We start from the raw sequence: 19,537 nt of genomic DNA on the forward strand, positions 1-19,537 counted from the left end.
GATAATTGACGTACCGTCAGATGTGGAGTCCCACGGACGACCGGCGCACATCAGGAGTCCGGATCAGGAGTCGGGATCAGGAGTCCGGATCAGGAGTCGAGATCAGGGGGCGGGATCAGGGGGCGGGATCAGGGGGGGCGGGATCAGGGCGCGTCCGTCGTCGTGTCGAAGAAGCCGTCGCTCGGCATGTCCGAGTAGTCGCCGTCCTGCACGTCCGAGTACTCGCCGCCCGGCATGTCGGAGAACCCGTCGGACGGCGCGTCGGACGCGATGTTCATGAAGACCACGCAGAAGACCGCCACCAGCGCCAGGAACCCCAGCATCACCCCCGTCCCGACGACGTTCGCCGCGTACTGGGGCGGATGGGCGGTGGCGTTCTCGGGCCGGTCCGCCGCGTAGTGCACCACAACCACGTCTCCCTGAACGGTCGTTGCGGGTCCGCCCTCCTCGTCGATGCGCACCACACCGCCCTCGCGCGTGGTGAACTCGTAGACGTGGTGCTGCGTCGTGGTCGGGTGCTCGCCGCCGCTCGTGTGCGTGTACGCCCGCAGGCAGCGCGCCTCGGCGGTGAGCCCGCTGTTCCACGCGGCGCGCAACTGCAAGGAGCGCCGCACCACCACGACCCCCATGCCGACGGCCCCGCAGGCGATGATCAACGGCACGAGAAAGAAAAGCAGTTCCATGGCACTCCCCCGAGTCGCGCGTTCCCCCTGTACGCCGCCCCGCGATCAGGGCGGCGTACAGGGAAGCTACCCGCGAACAGTCCGGGAGAGCCTCAAGGCAAGCTCAGAACGTGACGTCCGAACCTGACGTCAGAACGTGACGTCCGAGCAGGCGTAGAACGCGTTGGCCGTGTCGGCGATCGTCCACACCGCGAGGATCACGTGGTGGCCGGACTTGCCGGAGGGCAGGGTGCCCGAGTGCGAGAGGGTGGCCGGGGGCTGGCCGCTGTAGGGCACCGTGAGGAACGGGGTGGTGTCCAGGGCGGCGCGGGTCAGCGGCTGACTGTCGTTCCAGCCGTTCTTGGTGACGTAGTAGCGGAAGTCCGTGGTGGAGTGCCGCGCGGTGAACTGCCAGCGGAACGTGTAGCTCTGACCACCCGTCACCTTGGTGGTCGGCCAGGCGGAGCCGTTCGGCTGCTTCGCTCCGTTGAGCGAGCCGAACTCGGAGTGGTTCGCCGAACAGATCTGACCGTCGGCCGGACCCGCCGCCGGGAAGCCCTTGGGGCCCTCGACGCTCTGCGGCTCGTACTGGATGCCGCCGCAGCCGCTGACCGTGCCGTTGGCACAGAGTTTCTGCCTGCTGATGGGTTGATCGGTGTAGCCGTGACCGCTGGCGCCGCCCGCGGAGAGGGCGAACGCCCCCGCGGTCGCGAGGCCGAGCAGGGCCGCATAGGTCTTGGTACGTCGCGCTGATTTCCGCGTGTTCCGCATGCTGCCGCTCCTGGGGGTGTGGGGAGTTCAGGAAGCCGTGCGCACAGCAGTGAGCCAGGTCTAGACCAACAACCAATGTATGGCGGCTAGTTGAACATGTCCATACCAATCGCAGACCACCCGGTGACCCTCCACCAGAAATGCAGAAACGCAGGAACGCGCGACACAGATGCGCGCGAACGCAGGACCGCGGCCCCTACTCCCCCCTCCCCGTGTAGAACGCCACCGTCAGGTCCTTCACCAGCGCCCTGCGCTCGTAGTCGTCGAGCTCGACCAGACCCCGCGTGGTCAGCCGCGTCACCGTGTCCTCCACCGAGTCCACGACGGAGGTGAGGACGCTGTCGCGGTGCTGCGCGTCGAGCGCCGCGATCCGGCGGCGCTGCATCACGGCCGCCACCTCCGGCGCGTACTCGATCCGGATCGGCTGCGCCGAGTACACCTCGATGCCGACAGCTCCCGCGTCGGCGGCGAGCCGGCGGGTGAGCAGATCGCCGACGGCCTCGGCGTTGCGCAGCGTCGGCGCGTCCGTCACGCCGGGGATGCCCGAGGCGCCGGCGGGCGGTGCGTCGACCGGCAGCTGCGACAGCACCCGGGCGAGGTCCGCCTCGACGCACTCGCGCAGATACTCCTCGTGGTCCTCGACCCCGAGCGTCGCCTGCGCCGTGTCCTTGACCCGCCACACCACGAGGACGACGACCCGCAGCGCGACCCCGTTCGCGTCGACCGCGTGCATCGGCTCGCTGCGCCAGTGTCGCAGGCGTACGTCGACCCGGCGGCGCAGCAGCAGCGGGTTGACCCACAGCAGCCCGGTCCTGCGCACGGTCCCGCGGTAGCGCCCGAAGAGCGTCAGCACCCAGGCCCGCCCGGTCCGCCCGCGCGCGAGCCCGCCGAACCCGAACAGTGCCAGCGCGCCGGAGCCCGCGAGCGCCGCCCACTGCGCGACGCCCAGCCCGACCCCCTCGTACCCGGGCAGACCGGCGACCTCCGTCATGATCTGCGGCAGCGCCCCGGCCCAGCCGAGCGACACCGCGCCGCCGGCCGCGCCCACGGCTCCGCCGAACACCCCGACCGCACCGGGCAGTACCCGCCCCGGCCGCTCCTTCTCCGCATCCGGGTCGACGTCCGGCTGCGGCCTCGGCGGCGTGCGCAGATGCGGCTTGGGCGGTACGGGCCTGCCGCCGCCGGTCCCGGTGCCCACCACGGCGGGCCGCACCGGCACGGGCACCGGGTCCGGGTCGTCGCGGAAGAGCAGGTGCACGGGGATCTCGGTGGTCGCCTCGTTGTGGATGAGCCGCGCACCGCGAGCTCCGGGACCACTCGGCGCCAGGCCGTCGCGGCCCGCGCGCCCCTCTTCGGTCCGCACGCCCGCCGCGCGCTCACCGTCCGCGAAGCGTTCGACCCCCTCAGGCAAACGCCCCAGGGCTCGCTCCGGCTGTTCCGCCGTCGTACTCATCGTCGCCTCCGTGCTGATGAGTGCTGTGCTGATTCCCGTACGGGGTTCTGTACGGGGGTGGGTCCGGGGATGCCGCGTGCGCCCCTCACGAGAAGAGCCGCCGCCACGTCTCGGGGCCCGGGTATCCGTCGGCCGCCGAGCCCCGCCAGCCCTGGGCCCGCTGGAACGCCTCGACCGCCCGCCGGTCCGCCTCGCCCCAGCGCGGTCCCGGGCCCTGGGCGTAGTACTTGCCGAAACCTTTCTTCGTCAGTTGCTTGCCGAGTTGGGTCACCGCCGCGGTGTTCGCTCCGGGCCGGAACGCGGCCGTCCCGGGGAACGCCGGCGCCTTCGACCCGGCCGCGCCGCCCCCGGCCCCGCCCGGGATCGCCTTCCCCTTCCCGCCCACCAGGTACGACCAGGTCGTCGGCCCCGGCATGCCGTCCGCGTCCTTGCCGGTCCAGCCCTGCGCCCGCTGGAACGCCTGCGTCGCCCGCCGGTCCGCCTCGCCCCACCTCGGGCCGGGACCCTGGCTGTAGAACCGCTTGCCGCCGCGCTCCACGAGCAGCCGTCCGAGCTGCGTGACGTACGCGTTGTTCGCACCTGGCCCGAAGGACGCGGCCCCCGGATACTTCGTCGTGGCCGCGTCCGAACCCGAGGTCGAACCCGCCTTCACGCCCTTGTAGCGGTAGGCGAGATAGCGGCTCGAGTTGCTCCAGTACGCGTAGGGGGTGGCCTGTTTCCGTGTGCCGGGGCGCGTCTGCTCGTACGCGATGTAATAGGTGCGCGTGTAGTCGGTCCAGCCGCCGAAGATCGTGACGTGCGAGCCCTTCTCCGGGTCGGCGGGGTTGTGGAACAGCAGGATGTCGCCGGGCTGCAACTGCGCCTTCGTGATCCGCGTCCCGTAGGTCGCGAGCGAGCCGGTCCACTCGTTCCCGGGCAGGTCCCACGCCATGGAGACGAAGCCGGAGCAGTCCTGGCGGTAGCCGTCCTTCCAGTACTTGTCCATGTCGTACGGGACCTTCGCCGCGACCCAGATCTTGGCGCGGTTGATGATCGCCGCCCGGGTCGTGGTGCGCACGGCGCTCTGCTGCGACAGGTCCACCGAGCCGGCCGCGACGCCGGGCGCCCCGTGCAGCGGGCTGGTGCCGCCCTGCGGGGTCGGGTCCTCGCCCCCCGGCGCCGGGTCCCCGGGTCTCGCCTCGTGGTGCTCGGCCGCGGCCGCCGGGGTCAGCTGGAGACCGCCGATCACGGTGCCCGCCGCGGCGGCGACGGCCAGCGCGTGCCGCGCGCCGAGCCGGGGGCGCGCCTGGTGCGGTGTGCTGCGCCGCCACCGCACGCAGCCCGCGCACCCGCAGTCGCCCGCCGGAACGATCTCCTCGAAACCCGGAGCCTCCATGCGATTCCCCTCACACTCCGATACCGGCCGTTGAACCAATGAGCCTCGTCTTCGCACGCAGGAAGCGTCTCAACTGTCTACGCAAATCGCATGTTGACGGTCCGAATGATGGAAATCGGGAGATATCGCCCAAGTCTACGGCGCGTCGAGTGGCCAGGTTGGTCGGGAGCACCCCCGGAGTTCAGGTAAAGTTACGCAGGTCAGCAGGCGCCGCTAGCTCAGTTGGTTAGAGCAGCTGACTCTTAATCAGCGGGTCCGGGGTTCGAGTCCCTGGCGGCGCACAGACAAGCAAGGCCCTCCGTGAAAGCGGGGGGCCTTTGCCGTTGCATCCCGCCGTCACAGGACGCCGAAAAACGGCTGGGGGTCCGGGGGTCGCCCCCCGGGAGATGCAGCATCAGCGGGTCCGGGGTTCGAGTCCCTGGCGGCGCACGTTGTCGGTGGCGGGATGTGTTCGCGGAAAGCGCGAACCGTCCCGCCACCGTTGTTTCTGCGCGGCTTCGCCGCGCGTTGCGGGGGCTCCGCCACCCACACCCCCAACGGGGCATCCGGCCCGGCCGGGACGGATACGGCTGTTCGATGACCCGCGACCTCCAGGAGCACCTCAAGAAGCTGATCGTCGAGCGGCGGCTTCCGAGGAGCTCGCCTTCAGGACCGTCGCGGCGCACTACCGCGGCGAGGACAACCTGCTACAGCTGGTCGAGCCGCGCGAGGCCGTGGAGACCGGGCTCGCGGCGCGGCTCGCGGGCCGGGTGCCGGAGGCCGATCTGGCCGAAATCGAGGCACTGGTAGGGCAGATGGAGAAGGAGGCCGCCTCCCCGGAGGGGATCGTCAGTGCCGCCGCCGACCGCCGTTTCACGCCACGCTCTGCCGCGGCCTCGGCAACCCGTTGCTCGGCGAGGTCATGACGTGCCGTCAGCACCGGGAGATCCTCGGCGCGGTGCGCTCCGGCGATGCGATCCGGGCGGAGCGGGCGATACGTGATCACTTCGGAAACATTCGGCACCGATTGACAGCAACCCCACAGCAAGGCCGGTAAACACCGTGTTTCACTGCGTATCGCCCTTGCGATCATGAGGCGGGGCGCAGCACCCTATCCTGGAGCCTTTGGCTCCAAAGTGGCTTACGGTGCGCGGCAGTTGCCGCCAGCACGCTGACCGCGCACGGGGCCGCACGGTGGGGAATACGGCACAATCCGGTTGCCGAGGGCGCGGGGATGGGGGCCCCGTTCATGAAGCGATGCCGAGGGGGGCATCATGCAACCGGAAGGTCCTCGTTCCAGTCTTAGTAGGGGTGGGACGGTGGCCTGCCACTGATACGTCAGGGAATGGTCGAGGGGGACCGTGCCCTGACGAGGACCGACGACCACGCGGTGACTCGCGTGCGGGGGGATGACTCATGACGTCGACGCCGACGGGCGCCCGGCAAAACTTCGACCCGTCCGAGACGACCCAGCTGCGGGTGCCACCGCACCGCACCGGCGGCTTCAGGCGCATCAAGAAGACACTGCCGCGGTACGACTACGAGCACTACAGCCGTCTCGCCGGCCCCCTCACCCAGCCGGACCCGACGAAGCCGTACACGGTGCAGTACCGCTCGCTGCTCTCGCAGGAGCCGCACCGGATACGGGCGGCGCTGATGCTGGGAGCGGCACCGCTGCTCTCACTCGTGCTGCTGTTCTGGCTGCTGCAGCCCGAGCACTGGACCGAGCGCGACTACGTGAAGTACGACTTCCTGCCGGCGCTCGACATCGTGATGCTGGTGTCGATCGGACTCATCGAGTTCTTCCGCTGCATGAACGTGCTGTCGAACGCGCACGCCACGCTCGTCGCCCGCGACCCGATCCCGGTCGTGCCCGAGACCGGTACGAGAGTCGCGTTCCTGACCTCGTTCGTGCCCGGCAAGGAGCCGATCGAGATGGTGACGAAGACCCTGGAGGCGGCGGTCAAGCTGCGCCACCGGGGACTGCTGCACATCTGGCTGCTCGACGAGGGCGACGACGCCGAGGTGAAGGCCGTCTGCGAGCGGCTCGGCGTACACCACTTCTCCCGCAAGGGAGTTGCGAAGTGGAACCAGGCCAAGGGCCCGCACCGCGCCAAGACCAAGCACGGCAACTACAACGCCTGGCTGGACGCGCACGGCGACGACTACGACTTCTTCGCCTCGGTCGACACCGACCACGTGCCGCTGCCGAACTACCTGGAGCGGATGCTCGGCTTCTTCCGCGACCCGAACATCGGCTTCGTGATCGGCCCGCAGGTCTACGGCAACTACGACAACTTCGTCACCAAGGCCGCCGAGTCGCAGCAGTTCCTCTTCCACGCGCTGATCCAGCGGGCGGGCAACCGCTACGGGGCGCCGATGTTCGTCGGCACCTCGAATGCCGTACGGATCAAGGCGCTCAAGCAGATCGGCGGCCTGTACGACTCCATCACGGAGGACATGGCCACCGGCTTCGAGATCCACCGCGCGAAGAACCCGGCGACGGGCAAGAAGTGGCGCTCCGTGTACACCCCGGACGTGCTCGCCGTCGGTGAGGGCCCCAGCGCCTGGACGGACTTCTTCACGCAGCAGATGCGGTGGTCGCGCGGCACGTACGAGACGATCCTCAAGCAGTACTGGAAGGGCTTCTTCTCGCTCCCGCCGAGCAAGCTCTTCAACTACACGATGATGATCATCTTCTACCCGATGTCGGCCATGAACTGGATTCTGGCGGCGCTGAGTTGTGCCCTGTTCCTGGGTCTCGGCGCATCGGGCGTGAACATCGACCCGACGATCTGGCTGATGCTGTACGGGAACGCGTCGGCGCTGCAGATCGGCCTCTACATCTGGAACCGCCGGCACAACGTGTCGCCGCACGAGCCCGAGGGTTCGGGCGGTGTGGCGGGCATGGTGATGTCCGCGCTGTCGGCCCCCCTGTACGCCAAGGCCCTGTTCGACTCGGTGCTGCGCCGCAAGAGCAAGTTCGTCGTCACGCCCAAGGGCGACTCGGCCAGCCCCGACCGCTGGTTCGGCACGTTCCGCTACCACTGGTACTTCATCCTCGTCTTCGCCGGGTCGATCGCCGCCGGTTTCGTGTACGGCCACTCGCACCCGGCGATGATCACCTGGGCCTGCTTCGCCCTGCTGATCACCGCGACGCCGATGCTCACCTGGCGGTACATGCTGCGCCAGGAGAAGAAGAAGCCCAAGCCGCCCGCCGCCCAGGCGCCCGCGCAGCAGCAGGTGCCGCCCCAGCCTGCCGCGCAGCCGCACAGCGTGCCGCAGCAGAAGCCCAGTTGGGCCGCGAGCACGGGCGACGGGGGCAACGACCAGACCATGCAGATCTCCCTGGGGGGACGTAACAAGTGAAAGACGGTGCGAGCCGCCGCCGTGCCCGGCGCATAGCCATCGGCACGGTGGTGGTACTGGCGCTGGCCGGGATGAACGGACCCTGGCTGTATCGCTTCGGGTCGGCCAAGTACCACGAGTACAAGATCAACAGACCCGAGTACAAGGCGGACAACGGGCACTGGGACGTCATCGACTTCCCCGAGGACATGCGCCTGAACACGATCCACGCGGCGCTGCTGCACACCGGCAAGATCCTGCTGGTCGCCGGGTCGGGCAACAACCAGAAGAACTTCGACGCGAAGAAGTTCGACACCCGGCTCTACGACCCGGTGAAGAAGACCATCAAGAAGATCCCGACGCCGACGGACCTGTTCTGCACGGGACATACGCAGCTGGCGAACGGGAACCTGCTGATCGCGGGCGGCACCAAGCGCTACGAGAAGCTCAAGGGCGACGTCACCAAGGCCGGCGGCCTGATGATCGTGCACAACGAGGACCCGGACGCTCCCAAGACCATCAAGGCCGGCACGAAGTTCACCGGCAAGGAGAACGGGAAGACGTTCGTCGCCAAGGACAACATCACGGTCGAGCGGGCGACCAAGGTCTTCGACCCGGCGACCGGCAAGTTCCTGCGCAACGACCCGGGCCTGGGCCGGGTCTACGTAGAGGCGCAGCAGTCCGGTACGAAGTACGAGACCGGCACGCAGGACAACTACCGGGTGCAGGGCCTCGCCGGCGCGGACGCGCGCAACGTGTACGGGATCGCGCAGAAGCTCGCGCTCGACAAGAAGGACTTCCAGGGGATCCGGGACAGTTACGAGTTCGACCCGGTCGCCGAGAAGTACATCAAGGTCGACCCGATGAACGAGGCGCGCTGGTACCCCACGCTGACCACGCTCTCCGACGGCCGCGTGCTGTCCGTCTCGGGCCTCGACGAGATCGGGCAGCTGGTGCCCGGCAAGAACGAGGTGTACGACCCGAAGACGAAGAAGTGGACGTATCTGACGAAGGACGTCCGCCAGTTCCCGACGTATCCCGCGCTGTTCCAGATGGAGAACGGCAAGATCTTCTACTCGGGTGCGAACGCCGGATACGGCCCGGACAACGTCGGCCGTGTGCCCGGCATTTGGGACCTCAGCACCAACAAGTTCCAGAAGATCCCGGGCCTTTCGGACCCGAACATGATGGAGACGGCCAACACGGTCGAGCTGCCGCCCGCGCAGAACCAGAAGTACATGGTGATCGGCGGCGGCGGTGTCGGTGAGTCCAAGCTGTCCAGCAAGAAGACCCGGATCGTGGACCTGAAGGACGCGAACCCGGCGTTCACGGACGGGCCCGAGCTGGAGAAGGGCACGCGCTATCCGCAGGCCTCGATCCTGCCCGACGACTCGGTCCTGGTCTCGGGCGGCTCGGAGGACTACCGCGGGCGCGGCGACTCCAACATCCACCAGGCGCGGATCTACGACACGAAGACCAACACCTTCAAGAAGGTCGCCGACCCGGAGGTGGGCCGCAACTACCACTCGGGGTCGCTGCTCCTGCCCGACGGGCGCGTGCTGTTCTTCGGCTCCGACTCGCTCTACGCGGACAAGGCCAACACCAAGCCCGGCGAGTTCGAGCAGCGCATCGAGATCTACACGCCGCCCTATCTGTACCGGGACTCGCGCCCGACGCTCGAGGGCGGCGAGAAGACGATCACGCGGGGCACGTCGGCGACGTACAAGACCGACCACGCCTCCTCGATCAAGACGGCGCGGCTGATCAGGCCCAGCGCCTCCACGCACGTCACCGACGTGGACCAGACGTCGATCGCCCTCGACCTGAAGAAGTCGGCGGACTCGGTCACCGTGACGGTGCCGAAGAGCCGGTCGCTGGTGGAATCGGGCTGGTACATGCTGTTCGTGACGGACGATCAGGGGACGCCGAGCAAGGCGCAGTGGGTGCACGTGCCGTAGCGCGGCTCACAACAGTGCGAAGGGGCGCGGGAGTTGACTCCCGCGCCCCTCACGCTTGCGCTACTTGCCGGCCGCCAGCTTCACGGCGTACTCGCCCCACCACTCGCCCGCCTTCGGGCCGCCCTTGCACGTGCCGTCCGACTCGCCGGGGCGCTTGACCCACAGGTACGCCTTCACCAGCGGGTCGCCGGTCTTGGTCGTCGGGGCCTCGCCGAGGGCGCGGCCCGGCGGGTTGCACCAGTTCTCGTCCTTGTTGCCGCTGGTGTACGGCCCGTTCCCGTTGCGGCTCGTGTCGATGACGAACGGCTTGTTGCCGACCTTCGCCGACAGTTCCTTGCCGTACTTGACGGAGTCCGCGGTGGTGTAGAAGTTCGACACGTTCACCGAGAAGCCGTCGGCCTGGTCGATGCCGGACCGCTTCAGCGGCTGGAAGATCTGGTCGGGCTTGCCCCAGCCCGCGTTGCCCGCGTCCAGGTAAACCGTCGTGTTCTTCAGGGACTTGAGCTTGCCGATGGCGCCCTTGAGCAGGTCGTAGCGCTCCTCGTGGAACTGCTCAGGCGTACAGGTGTCCACCATGTGCTGGACCGCGTCCGGCTCCAGGACGACGGTCGCGCGCCGCTCCCCGATGCCCGCCGCGACCTGGTCGATCCACGCCCGGTACGCGTTCCCGTCGGCGGCGCCGCCGCCCGAGTACTGGCCGCAGTCGCGGTGCGGGATGTTGTAGAGCACGAGCAGCGCGTCCCGGTCCGCCTTCTCGGCGGCCTCGGTGAAGCCGCGCGCCTGGTCCTCGGCGTTCTCCGGCAGGATCCACTCACCGCTGGGCTGCTCGGCGATCTTGCGGACCTTGTCCGCGTCGGCGTCCTTGCCGTCCTTCTCGAGCGACGCGACGGCCTCCGCGGCCTTGCTGTCCGGATTGACCCAGAACGGGTCAGCGGCCTTCGGCTGTTGCTCGACCGGCGGCGAGGAGGAGCCCTCCTCCTTGTCTCCTCCTGAGGAACACGCGGACACGAGCAGCGCCGCCCCCACGACGACCGCTCCGGCCCTCAGTTTCCGGTACATCCACTCCCCCTTGGGTGCACTGTCTGGCCCTCAATCGTGTCATACGTCCCCCACGGGCCACGAGGCCGGACCGGGCTTGTCAATGACCTGTTACAGCCTGCCGCACCTGGGTAGGCGCGGAGCAGTGAACGTCTTGCCCACGGGGCGAGAGGGGCAGGTGACATGGCCGATCCGACCCGCGAACTGCGTCTTGCGGCCGCCCTGGTGGAGTGCGCGGACGTCCTGCGCACCGACTTCGACCCCGTCCACTATCTGCGCCGCCTGGCCGACGCCTGCGTGGACCTCGTCGGCGCCCGGGGCGCGGGGGTCCTGCTCGCCCATCCCGACGGCGCGTCGACCGTCGCACACAGCGCCGAACAGGACGATCTCGTACGGGAGTTGCTGCACACGGAACGCTCCGCGAGCCCGGCGCACGAGTCCCTGGAGACCGGGAAGGCCGTGCCGCCCGTCGGCCTGGACTCGGCGGAGGCCGCGGCCCGCTGGCCCGCCTTCACGGCGGCCGCCCGGCGCCGCGGCATCGGGGCCACCTACGCCGTGCCGCTGCGCCGGCGCGACGACGTGGTCGGCGCACTCGGCGTGTTCCTGTCCGAACTCCCTTGGAGCGACCCGGGGTTGGCGATCGCACAGACGCTGGCCGACATGGCCGCCGTAGGACTGCACAATCAGCGTGCTTACGCGCAGTACAGGGAGCTGACGCGGCAGCTGCAAGCGGCACTTGCCAGCCGTGTGCGGATCGAGCAGGCAAAGGGCATGCTCGCCGAGCGCTGGGAGACCGAGCCGGACGCCGCGTTCTCGACATTGCGCCAGTACGCACGCAGTAACCAGCTTCAGCTCGACACGGTCGCCCGGGCCGTCCTCCAACGGGCCCTGACCGACGTTCAGTTACGGCCCGGCAAGTCCGGATCCGCCTGAAAACCCGGAGCCACCTGGGACCATCACCGTCCGTCAGCGGCGTCGCACTTGGCGTCAAACGCCCTCTAGGCCGCGCAGCCCATCCGTTCTACAGTCTGACCAGTGGCCCCAGACCTCGGCCGTGCAGACGTTCAGGACCGGACGAATCCTCAAAGCCTCCCGCGCCGGCGCCGGGCTACTCCCGCAGCCCGTTGCGCGCGCGGTCGAGGACCAGCCCGGCCGGCGGCTCCGGGGGGAGCGGGTCGCCGGTCGGGCCAGGTGCCCCGCGCATATGCCTCCCGCTCAAGTCGCCTTGCCCGGCGCCCCGTCGACCCCGGTCAGATACGCGGAGACGACCACGTTCGCGGTGTACGTCCGCGACGCCTTGTCGAAGGTGCCGCCGCAGGTGATCAGGCGCAGCTCGGCGCGGTCGGAGCGGTGCGGCCCGTACGCCTTGTGCGGGTCGAAGGCGTCACGGGCGAAGACCTGGACGTCGTCGACGGTGAACGTGACGACGGAGCCGTCGTCGCGCACCACCCGTACCGCGTCACCGGGCTTGGCCTCGCTGAGGTGGTAGAAGACGGCGGGCCGCGTCTCGGTGTCGACGTGCCCGACGAACAGGGACGTGCCGCGCTCCCCCGGCTGCACGCCGCCGCCGTACCAGCCGACGACGCCCGACTGGTCGTAGGGCGGCGGGTCGATGGCTCCGCCGCCGTCCAGGCCGCGGGCCACGACGGGGGCCTGGATGCGCAGCGCGGTCACGTCGACGCGCTGGGGCTTCGCGGCCTTGACGGGCTTGTGCGCGGCGGGCAGGTCGACGTCGAGGGGGCGGCCGACGGCGGCGTCACCGGTGGTCGGCGAGGACAGGTTCACCTCGGTGATGCCGCGGCCCCACAGCCACAGGCCGAGCAGCAGCACCGCCCAGGCGACGCCGGTGATCAGGCGTCCGGTGGTGCCCGGCCGGTCGCTCACGGCGGCCTCAGTCCTGTGCGGAGCGGCGGCGCCGGACGCTGCGGAAGGCCACGGCGACGGCGGCGACCGCGGCGAGCACGAGCCCGATCACGGCGTGCCGGGTGCCGGGCCCGTCCTCCTCCACTTGCGCCTGCGGCTGCGCCGCCGCCAGCTGGGCGGCCGCTCCGCCGCCTCCGGCGTGCACGGGCGCGGTCGGGGTCGGCGACGGGCTCGTGCGCCCGTCGAGGACCCGTACGGTGCCCTTGACCTTGGCGTCGATGCCGTCGCAGGTCACCTTGATCTCGTAGTTGCCCGGGGCCGTGGACGACTTCACGCGGGCCTCCGCGAACAGCGTGGGCTGGTCCGCGGAGGGCGCGAGCACGCCGGGCGAGACGAACGCGTCGGAGTAGGCGCGCCCGGTCGTCCCCTCGCAGCCCGTGACCCGCAGGTCGACGTCGGTTCCCGGAGGTACGGCGTACGGGTTGACGGCGACGGATCCGCCGTCGGCGGCGACCGGCCCGGCGGCCAGGACGACGGCCGCCCCTGCGGCACTCAGAGCAAGCAGACCTGCACGCATCGTGAACCTCCTGATACTGGCAGGTTCACGCGTCCGCCCGCTTTTCGCATCCCGGGAGCACCGGGCCGCAGGTCACACCGGTCGCGCCGGGTCACACCGGGTCACACCAGGTCGACGAGGTCCGCGATGGAGTCGACGACGTGCGAGGGCGTGAACGGGTACTTCGCGATGTCCGCGTCGCTGGTCAGCCCGGTCCGCACCAGGAAGGTCTGCATGCCCGCCTCGAGCCCGGCCAGCACGTCGGTGTCCATCCGGTCGCCGATCATGGCGCTGGACTCGGAGTGCGCCCCGATCGCGTTCAGGCCCGTGCGCATCATCAGCGGGTTCGGCTTGCCCGCGAAGTAGGGCTGCTTGCCGGTCGCCTTGGTGATGAGGGCGGCGACGGCGCCGGTGGCGGGCAGCGGGCCCTCGGTGGAGGGGCCGGTCTCGTCGGGGTTGGTGCAGATGAAGCGGGCCCCGTCGTTGATGAGCCGGACGGCCTTGGTCATGGCCTCGAAGGAGTACGTACGGGTCTCGCCGAGGACCACGTAGTCGGGCGCGTGGTCGGTCAGCACGTAGCCGATGTCGTGCAGGGCGGTGGTCAGGCCCGCCTCGCCGATGACGTATGCGGTGCCGCCGGGCCGCTGGGACTCCAGGAACTTGGCGGTGGCCAGGGCCGAGGTCCAGATGTTCTCGACCGGGACCTCCAGGCCCATGCGGGTGAGGCGGGCCTGGAGGTCGCGGGCGGTGTAGATGGAGTTGTTGGTCAGCACCAGGAAGGGCTTGCCGGAGTCGCGGAGCTTCTTGATGAAGGCGTCGGCGCCGGGGATCGGCACTCCCTCGTGGATGAGCACCCCGTCCATGTCGGTGAGCCACGAATCGATGGGCTTGCGCTCTGCCATGGGGTGCACTCCTGCGGTACGCGGTCAAACAACCGTGCTGTCTGGGGCGCCGGGACGACTCTGTGCCGACGCCCACAGCCTAATCAGGAACCGCTGATCTTGACCCCGTCGATGGTCCAGAACCAGTTGTTGCCGCCGGTGTACCGGAAACGCACCTTCGCCCTGGTCGCGCCGTTGGGCACGGACAGCGCGACGGTCTCCGTGCGCGAGGGCACGTCCGCCGTGTACGTCTTCACGGAGACCGGGGTGCCACCGTCGTAGGAGACGAGGACCTCGCCCTTCTGCGGGGACTCCTGGCGGTAGATGGTCGTGTACGTGAGGGTGGCCGAACGGCCGCCGGTGACCGGGAAGTCGGGGCTGATCAGGGTCGAGTCGAAGGTCCCCGAGACGGTCTTGTCGGACCATTCGTCGCCGTCGGCGACCGCGAAGACGTTCCGGGCGCGGATGTTGGACTCGCGCTGCTGGTCGCGTTCGGCCTTGGTCCAGAACTCGTCGGTGGTGAAGGACCAGCCGCGCCACTCGGTGACGCCGCCGGTGCCCATGGCGGAGTTGTCGACGGACCAGCCGGCGGGCGGGGTGTGCGTGAACCCGATGACGCCGGAGCCGATGCCGCTCTCGTCGACCGGGCCGGTGAGCTTGGCCCGCAGGGTGTCGAAGTCGTCGGGGCTCGGCTGCTGGATCGGGCGGCCGTCGAGGCCCCAGGCCGGGTCGATGGCGACGCCGAGGTGGGCGAGGGCGGAGGCGGCGATGTCCGGCATCTTGACGTCGTAGCGGGTCGAGCCCGCGGTGACGGTGCCGCCGGTGGCGATCATGAAGGTCTGCCGCTCCTGCCAGCTGGAGCCGCCGTGGCCGCCCGGGTCGGTGTGCCCGTGGTCGGCGGTGATCAGGATCAGCCAGTCCTCATTGGCGTACGTGGCACGGGACGTGACCGCGTCGACCATCTGACCGACCTGTCCGTCGACGCCGGCGATGGCGTCGAGGTACTGCTGGCTGGCGGCACCGTAGGAGTGGCCCGCGTGGTCGACGTTGTCGAGCTGCACGAAGACGGCGTCCGGGTTGGCGGTCTTGAGCCGGGCGACGGCGCGGCTGGTGGTGCCCGTGTCGTACTCGGCGCTCGGCGTGGAGACGCGGGTGTCGACCTTCGAGGAGAAGACGGTGTCGGTGAGCGGGGCCCAGGAGGAGACGGCGTACGTCGACAGGCTGGGCTTCGCGGTCTCGATCCGGGTGAGGAAGTCCGGGTACTGGGCGAACTTGTGGCCGGTGAAGTTGTTGTCCTTCACGTTGTGCTTGTCGGGCCAGACGCCCGTGATCAGCGTCGACCAGCCGGGCCCGGAGAGCGTGGGCGCCAGCGGGTTGGCGTAGATCGAGCTGGGCGCGGTCAGGCCCGCTGCCATCAGGGCCTTCAGGCGGGGCGCCGCGGCGACCTTGACTCTGCTGAGCAGGGTGCCGTCGAGGCCGATGACCAGGACCTTGGGGGTCTTGGCCGCGGCGTGGGCGGCAGGGGCGACGGACACGGCCAGGGCTGCGGTGGCGGTACCTATGAGCATCGAGCGGCGGGTGATGCCTGACGGCGACATGCGGCGGTCCTCCATGCGGTCCTCCATGGGGTTCTCCATAGGTGGGGGCACGCCAACGCCCCTGGAGAACCAGGGGCGTTGGGTCTATACCCGTTATCTTTCCGCAATGCTCCGCCCGTGGGGAAGAGCCCGGCGGTGAACGCCGCGATGAACGGTCAGGAACCGGTCGCCGACTTCCAGTCCTCCACGTACGTCTGGAGGTTCTTGTCGATGTCGCTCCAGTCGGGCTCGAAGATCTCGACGCCGTCCATGACCTTGGCGAGGGCGACGGCGTTCGCGTCGGTGGCCTTGACGTCCCTGCGGGCGGAGAAGCCGCCGCCGATGGAGCTGACCTCCTGCTGCTGCTTGGCCTCCAGCATGAAGTCGAGGAGCTTCTTGCCGTTGGCGCTGTGCGGGGCCTTGTTCACGAGGCCGGCCGCGTAGGGCAGGGCGAAGGAGGTGGGCTTGCCGCTCTCGGTCTTCGGGAACCAGATGCCGAGGTTGGGCATGGTCTTGGCCTGGGCGAAGTTCATCTGCACATCGCCGTTGGCGACGAGGAGTTCGCCCTTGTCGACCTTGGGGGCGAGCTTGCCGGTGGAGGCGGACGGGCCGACGTTGTTGGCCTGCAGCTTCTTCAGGTACGCCATGGCGGCGTCCTTGCCGCCGAAGTCGTGCATGGCCTTGACCACGACGGCGGTGCCGTCACCGGCGACACCGGGCGTGGAGTACTGCAGCTTGTTCTTGTACTTCCCGTCGAGCAGCTCCTCCCACGTCTGCGGGGGCGTCTTCAGCTCCTTCTTGTTGTAGATGAAGCCGAAGTAGTTGTTGACGACGGAGGTCCAGGTGCCGTCGGCGCCCTTGTCGGCCGCGTCGACCTGGTCGGAGCCCTTCGGCTCGTACTTCGCCAACAGGCCCTTGCCACCGGCCTGCTGGATGAACGGCGGCAGGGTGACGAGGACGTCGGCCTGCGTGTTGGACTTCTCGCGGACGGCGCGCTGCACCATCTCGCCGGAGCCGCCCTCCACGTACTTGACCTTGATCCCGGTCTTCTTCTCGAAGTCCTTGAAGACCTGGTCGTACCAGCCGTCGCCGTTCTCGCCCTTGAGGCCGTCGGCGCTGTAGACGGTGACGACCTTCGCGTCGGAGGCGCTGGAGCTGCCGCCGCAGCCGGTCAGGGTCGCGGCGAGGGCGAGGCTGCCGACGACGGCGCCGATGGCGGTGAGCGTGTTTCTGCGCATGGCGAGGTGAACTCCTAGCAAGATCAGGGGGTTTGGCGGGTGAGAAGTCAGCGGTACGAGGCCTTGGTGCGGATCCGCGACACGGCGAGCAGCACGAGCAGCGTCGCGCCCATCAGGACGACCGCGATCGCGGACCCGGTGAACAGCGAGCCGCGGTCGGTGGTCGCGTAGATCTGCACCGGCAGCGGCATCCAGTCCGGCGGGTAGAGCATCATCGTGGCGCTCAACTCGCCCATGGAGAGGGCGAAGCAGAGCCCCGCGGCCGCGTTCAGGGACGGCAGCAGCAGCGGCAGCTTCACCTTCCACAGGACGTACGCGGGCCGGGCGCCGAGGGACGCCGCGGCCTGCTCGTACGCCGGGTCGAGACGCACGATGGCGGCCGAAACCGACTGGTAGGCAAACGCGGTGACAAGAATCGTGTGCGCGACGATGACGATCCAGCGGGTGCCGTTGAGCAGCATCGGCGGCTTGCTGAACGCGACGAGCACGGCGAGCCCGACGACCACGGACGGCACGGCGACCGGCAGCATGAACAGGGCGTCCATGGCGCGGCGCCCGCCCTTCTTCAGCGACGCGGCGGCGAGCGCGGCCCACCCGCCCACGACGAGCGCGAGCACGCTCGCGGTGACGGCGGTGACGAGGCTGGTGGTCAGCGCGGTGAGCGAGTCACCGCTGGTGGCGGCCGTGTAGTGGCCTCCGGTGAACCCAGAGGGGAACGCGCCGGACCAGTTCGTGGCGAAGGACGCGGCGACGATGACGAGGAGGGGCAGCGCGAAGAGGGGAAGGAAGAGGAGGAAGAAGAGGACCCAGGTGGCCCACTTGCCCGGCTTGCTATGCACCAGCACGGCGGCTCACCACCCTGTACAGGCCGTAAAGGCCTACGGATATAAGGACGTTGACCACGGCCACCACGCACGCCCCCGGGTAGTCCGACTCCAGGATCGCCTTGCTGTACACGAGCATCGGGAGCGTCGTGACGCCCTTCGCCCCGGTGAACAGCACGATGCCGAACTCGTTCAGGCACATCACCAGGACCAGCGAACCGCCGGCGGCGAGCGCGGGCAGGGCCTCGGGCAGGATGACCTGCCGCACGATGCGCGCGGGCCGCGCGCCGAGCGACGAGGCGACTTCCAGCTGGGCCGTGTCGACCTGGGAGAACGCGGCGAGCAGCGGCCGCATCACGAACGGCGTGAAGTACGTGATCTCGGCGAGCAGGACGCCCCAGGGCGTGGTCAGGAACTGGAAGGGCCCGGTGGCGGCGCCGGTGACGTCCGTCCACAGCCCGTTGGCCATGCCGACCTGCCCGTACACGAAGAGCAGGGCGAGCGTGATCAGGAAGGACGGGAAGGACAGGAACACGTCGATGAACTTGGCGACGGCCTTCCCGCCGGGGAACGGCACGAACGCGATGACGAGGGCGAGCGCGAACCCGAGGACGAGGCAGCCGACCGTCGAGCCGAGCGCCAGCCACACGGTCGTGCCGAGCGCCTCGCGGAACGCGGTCGAGGCGAAGACGTCCGTGTACGGCGTCAGCGACGTGCCGCCGGTGTCGGGCTGCAGGGACTGCTTGGCGACGAGGAAGAGGGGATAGAGGAAGACGACGCCGAGGGCGGCGACGGGCGGCAGCGCCCACACCCAACCCCCCACTCTCCTACGGGACTTGGGGACGGCCTTCTTGACCGGTGCGCTCAGGGTCGTACTAGCCATCCTTGCCCACCCCCGCGGCGAGCAGCACCCCGTCCTCGGGCGCGAAGTGCACCGTGACCCGCTCGCCGAGCGCCGGAGGCGTCCGCAGCTCGCGCAGGTCGGCCTTGACGCGGTGCCCGTCCACATCGACGTAGAGCCGGTGCGTCGAGCCGCGCCACTGCACTTCGGCGACCTCGCCGGTCAGCGCGTTGGGCCCGTCGCCGAGCCCGACGAGGTGCGGGCGCACGCACAGGGTGGCCGTGACGCCGGGCGCGATGTCCTGGGTGGGCACCTTCAGTTCGGCCTGCCCGAAGCTGACGCAGCCCGAACCGACCGTGACGGGAAGGAGGTTGGCGTTGCCCACGAACGACGCCGTGAACTCGGTGCGCGGCCTGCGGTACAGGTCCTGCGGCGTGCCGACGTCCTGGAGCCGCGCCTTGTCCATGACGGCGATCCGGTCGGCCAGGGTCAGCGCCTCGACCTGGTCGTGCGTGACGTAGAGGATGGAGACGTCGGGCAACTCCCGGTGCAGACGCGCCAGTTCGGCCAGCATCCCGGAGCGCAGCTGCGCGTCGAGCGCGGACAGCGGCTCGTCGAGGAGCAGCACGCCCGGCCGGATGGCGAGGGCGCGGGCGATGGCGACGCGCTGCTGCTGGCCGCCGGAGAGTTCGCGCGGATGACGCTTGGCGTACGCGGCCATGCCGGTCATTTCGAGGGCTTCGGTGACGCGGCCCGGGATCTCGCCCTTCGGCACCTTCTGGGCGCGCATCCCGAACGCGACGTTGTCCTCGACCCGCATGTGCGGGAACAGGGCGTACTGCTGCACGACCATCCCGATGCCGCGCCGGTGGGGCGGCAGGTCGGTGACGTCGCGGTCGCCGATGAACACCCGCCCGGAGGCGGGTCTCACGAACCCGGCGACCGCGCGCAGCGCCGTCGTCTTGCCGGATCCTGACGGCCCGAGCAGGGCCATCACCTCACCGGGCTCGACGGTCAGGTCGAGGGAGTCGAGGGCGATGCTGTCGGTGGTCCCGCCGTACGCGACGCAGACCCCGTCGAAACGTATGCCGCTGCTCTTCAGTCTCACGGCGGCCACGCTCCTCGGGCCGGGTGTCACGCACGGGTCGGGACGCCAACGGGAAGGTGAACGCC

At 69.6% G+C, this 19,537-nt stretch carries 16 protein-coding genes, 1 tRNA gene and 1 pseudogene; 5 read left to right on the top strand and 13 right to left on the bottom strand.

Annotation, left to right across the window (positions count from 1 at the left end; genetic code table 11):
- Window positions 1-143 precede the first annotated feature (143 nt).
- The 4 genes from ACIBUY_RS10645 to ACIBUY_RS10660 form a co-directional block, all read right to left on the bottom strand.
- Entirely contained in the window at window positions 144-683 is a 540-nt protein-coding gene (locus ACIBUY_RS10645; protein ID WP_399152368.1) for a DUF3592 domain-containing protein, read from the bottom strand.
- A gap of 129 nt (window positions 684-812) precedes the next feature.
- Window positions 813-1,433: a lytic polysaccharide monooxygenase gene (locus ACIBUY_RS10650; protein WP_365563638.1), complete on the bottom strand. Its 621-nt coding sequence runs from the start codon at window positions 1,431-1,433 to the stop codon at window positions 813-815.
- Between the two features lie 196 nt (window positions 1,434-1,629).
- Window positions 1,630-2,886, bottom strand: a complete 1,257-nt coding sequence (locus ACIBUY_RS10655; RefSeq protein WP_399152369.1) for an SPFH domain-containing protein — start codon at window positions 2,884-2,886, stop codon at window positions 1,630-1,632.
- An 85-nt stretch (window positions 2,887-2,971) separates the two neighbouring features.
- The gene (locus tag ACIBUY_RS10660; RefSeq protein ID WP_399152370.1) at window positions 2,972-4,261 is read right to left on the bottom strand and encodes a peptidoglycan-binding protein; all 1,290 of its coding nucleotides are present in this window, start codon (window positions 4,259-4,261) and stop codon (window positions 2,972-2,974) included.
- Window positions 4,262-4,468: 207 nt separating this feature from the next.
- On the opposite strand from ACIBUY_RS10660, the gene ACIBUY_RS10665 reads away from it, so the two are divergent.
- The 4 genes and pseudogenes from ACIBUY_RS10665 (at window position 4,469) to ACIBUY_RS10680 (ending at window position 9,546) form a co-directional block, all read left to right on the top strand.
- Window positions 4,469-4,542: transfer RNA gene (locus ACIBUY_RS10665), tRNA-Lys, on the top strand.
- 351 nt (window positions 4,543-4,893) lie between these two features.
- Window positions 4,894-5,297: pseudogene (locus ACIBUY_RS10670) on the top strand (FadR/GntR family transcriptional regulator); the annotation flags it as partial.
- A gap of 359 nt (window positions 5,298-5,656) precedes the next feature.
- Complete coding sequence (locus ACIBUY_RS10675; protein WP_365563628.1) at window positions 5,657-7,609, top strand: glycosyltransferase family 2 protein; 1,953 nt, start codon at window positions 5,657-5,659, stop codon at window positions 7,607-7,609.
- Window positions 7,606-9,546 carry a kelch motif-containing protein gene (locus tag ACIBUY_RS10680; RefSeq protein ID WP_365563626.1) on the top strand — a complete coding sequence of 647 codons (1,941 nt, stop codon included), beginning with the start codon at window positions 7,606-7,608 and terminating at the stop codon, window positions 9,544-9,546. The genes ACIBUY_RS10675 and ACIBUY_RS10680 overlap by 4 nt, the downstream gene beginning before the upstream one ends.
- A gap of 60 nt (window positions 9,547-9,606) precedes the next feature.
- Here the strand turns inward: ACIBUY_RS10680 and ACIBUY_RS10685 are convergent, their stop codons facing one another.
- A complete protein-coding gene (locus ACIBUY_RS10685; RefSeq protein WP_365563625.1) occupies window positions 9,607-10,605 on the bottom strand; it encodes a glycoside hydrolase family 6 protein in 999 nt (332 codons plus the stop codon).
- A gap of 162 nt (window positions 10,606-10,767) precedes the next feature.
- Here ACIBUY_RS10685 and ACIBUY_RS10690 point away from each other — a divergent pair, with 162 nt between their 5' ends.
- Window positions 10,768-11,517: a GAF and ANTAR domain-containing protein gene (locus ACIBUY_RS10690; RefSeq protein ID WP_365563622.1), complete on the top strand. Its 750-nt coding sequence runs from the start codon at window positions 10,768-10,770 to the stop codon at window positions 11,515-11,517.
- A 282-nt stretch (window positions 11,518-11,799) separates the two neighbouring features.
- Here ACIBUY_RS10690 and ACIBUY_RS10695 read toward each other — a convergent pair whose 3' ends face one another.
- The 8 genes from ACIBUY_RS10695 to ACIBUY_RS10730 form a co-directional block, all read right to left on the bottom strand.
- A complete protein-coding gene (locus ACIBUY_RS10695) occupies window positions 11,800-12,468 on the bottom strand; it encodes a class F sortase (RefSeq protein WP_399152371.1) in 669 nt (222 codons plus the stop codon).
- A gap of 7 nt (window positions 12,469-12,475) precedes the next feature.
- Entirely contained in the window at window positions 12,476-13,024 is a 549-nt protein-coding gene (locus tag ACIBUY_RS10700) for a hypothetical protein (RefSeq protein WP_399152372.1), read from the bottom strand.
- 101 nt (window positions 13,025-13,125) lie between these two features.
- Entirely contained in the window at window positions 13,126-13,905 is a 780-nt protein-coding gene (locus ACIBUY_RS10705; RefSeq protein WP_399152373.1) for an HAD-IIA family hydrolase, read from the bottom strand.
- Between the two features lie 83 nt (window positions 13,906-13,988).
- A complete protein-coding gene (locus ACIBUY_RS10710; RefSeq protein WP_365563425.1) occupies window positions 13,989-15,509 on the bottom strand; it encodes an alkaline phosphatase family protein in 1,521 nt (506 codons plus the stop codon).
- A gap of 128 nt (window positions 15,510-15,637) precedes the next feature.
- Window positions 15,638-16,699, bottom strand: a complete 1,062-nt coding sequence (locus tag ACIBUY_RS10715) for a 2-aminoethylphosphonate ABC transporter substrate-binding protein (RefSeq protein WP_399152374.1) — start codon at window positions 16,697-16,699, stop codon at window positions 15,638-15,640.
- Between the two features lie 47 nt (window positions 16,700-16,746).
- A complete protein-coding gene (locus ACIBUY_RS10720) occupies window positions 16,747-17,544 on the bottom strand; it encodes an ABC transporter permease subunit (RefSeq protein ID WP_365563420.1) in 798 nt (265 codons plus the stop codon).
- Window positions 17,531-18,406 carry a 2-aminoethylphosphonate ABC transporter permease subunit gene (locus ACIBUY_RS10725; RefSeq protein WP_365563417.1) on the bottom strand — a complete coding sequence of 292 codons (876 nt, stop codon included), beginning with the start codon at window positions 18,404-18,406 and terminating at the stop codon, window positions 17,531-17,533. The genes ACIBUY_RS10720 and ACIBUY_RS10725 overlap by 14 nt, the downstream gene beginning before the upstream one ends.
- Window positions 18,399-19,472 (bottom strand): ABC transporter ATP-binding protein, encoded by a 1,074-nt coding sequence (locus ACIBUY_RS10730; protein WP_399152375.1) that lies wholly within the window; start codon window positions 19,470-19,472, stop codon window positions 18,399-18,401. Before ACIBUY_RS10730 ends, ACIBUY_RS10725 begins: the two co-directional genes overlap by 8 nt.
- Window positions 19,473-19,537: the final 65 nt, after the last annotated feature.

Origin of the sequence: Streptomyces sp. NPDC050085 (assembly GCF_044460595.1) — a bacterium.
GTDB lineage: Bacteria > Actinomycetota > Actinomycetes > Streptomycetales > Streptomycetaceae > Streptomyces.

What these genes read in the sequence shown, in the direction of transcription:
- ACIBUY_RS10705 (WP_399152373.1), bottom strand. Translation starts at nt 13,905, where the DNA reads ATGGCAGAGCGCAAGCCCATCGATTCGTGGCTCACCGACATGGACGGG.
- ACIBUY_RS10655 (WP_399152369.1), bottom strand. Translation starts at nt 2,886, where the DNA reads ATGAGTACGACGGCGGAACAGCCGGAGCGAGCCCTGGGGCGTTTGCCT.
- ACIBUY_RS10660 (WP_399152370.1), bottom strand. Translation starts at nt 4,261, where the DNA reads ATGGAGGCTCCGGGTTTCGAGGAGATCGTTCCGGCGGGCGACTGCGGG.
- ACIBUY_RS10675 (WP_365563628.1), top strand. Translation starts at nt 5,657, where the DNA reads ATGACGTCGACGCCGACGGGCGCCCGGCAAAACTTCGACCCGTCCGAG.
- ACIBUY_RS10650 (WP_365563638.1), bottom strand. Translation starts at nt 1,433, where the DNA reads ATGCGGAACACGCGGAAATCAGCGCGACGTACCAAGACCTATGCGGCC.
- ACIBUY_RS10700 (WP_399152372.1), bottom strand. Translation starts at nt 13,024, where the DNA reads ATGCGTGCAGGTCTGCTTGCTCTGAGTGCCGCAGGGGCGGCCGTCGTC.
- ACIBUY_RS10710 (WP_365563425.1), bottom strand. Translation starts at nt 15,509, where the DNA reads ATGGAGGACCGCATGGAGGACCGCCGCATGTCGCCGTCAGGCATCACC.
- ACIBUY_RS10685 (WP_365563625.1), bottom strand. Translation starts at nt 10,605, where the DNA reads ATGTACCGGAAACTGAGGGCCGGAGCGGTCGTCGTGGGGGCGGCGCTG.
- ACIBUY_RS10715 (WP_399152374.1), bottom strand. Translation starts at nt 16,699, where the DNA reads ATGCGCAGAAACACGCTCACCGCCATCGGCGCCGTCGTCGGCAGCCTC.
- ACIBUY_RS10725 (WP_365563417.1), bottom strand. Translation starts at nt 18,406, where the DNA reads ATGGCTAGTACGACCCTGAGCGCACCGGTCAAGAAGGCCGTCCCCAAG.
- ACIBUY_RS10645 (WP_399152368.1), bottom strand. Translation starts at nt 683, where the DNA reads ATGGAACTGCTTTTCTTTCTCGTGCCGTTGATCATCGCCTGCGGGGCC.
- ACIBUY_RS10690 (WP_365563622.1), top strand. Translation starts at nt 10,768, where the DNA reads ATGGCCGATCCGACCCGCGAACTGCGTCTTGCGGCCGCCCTGGTGGAG.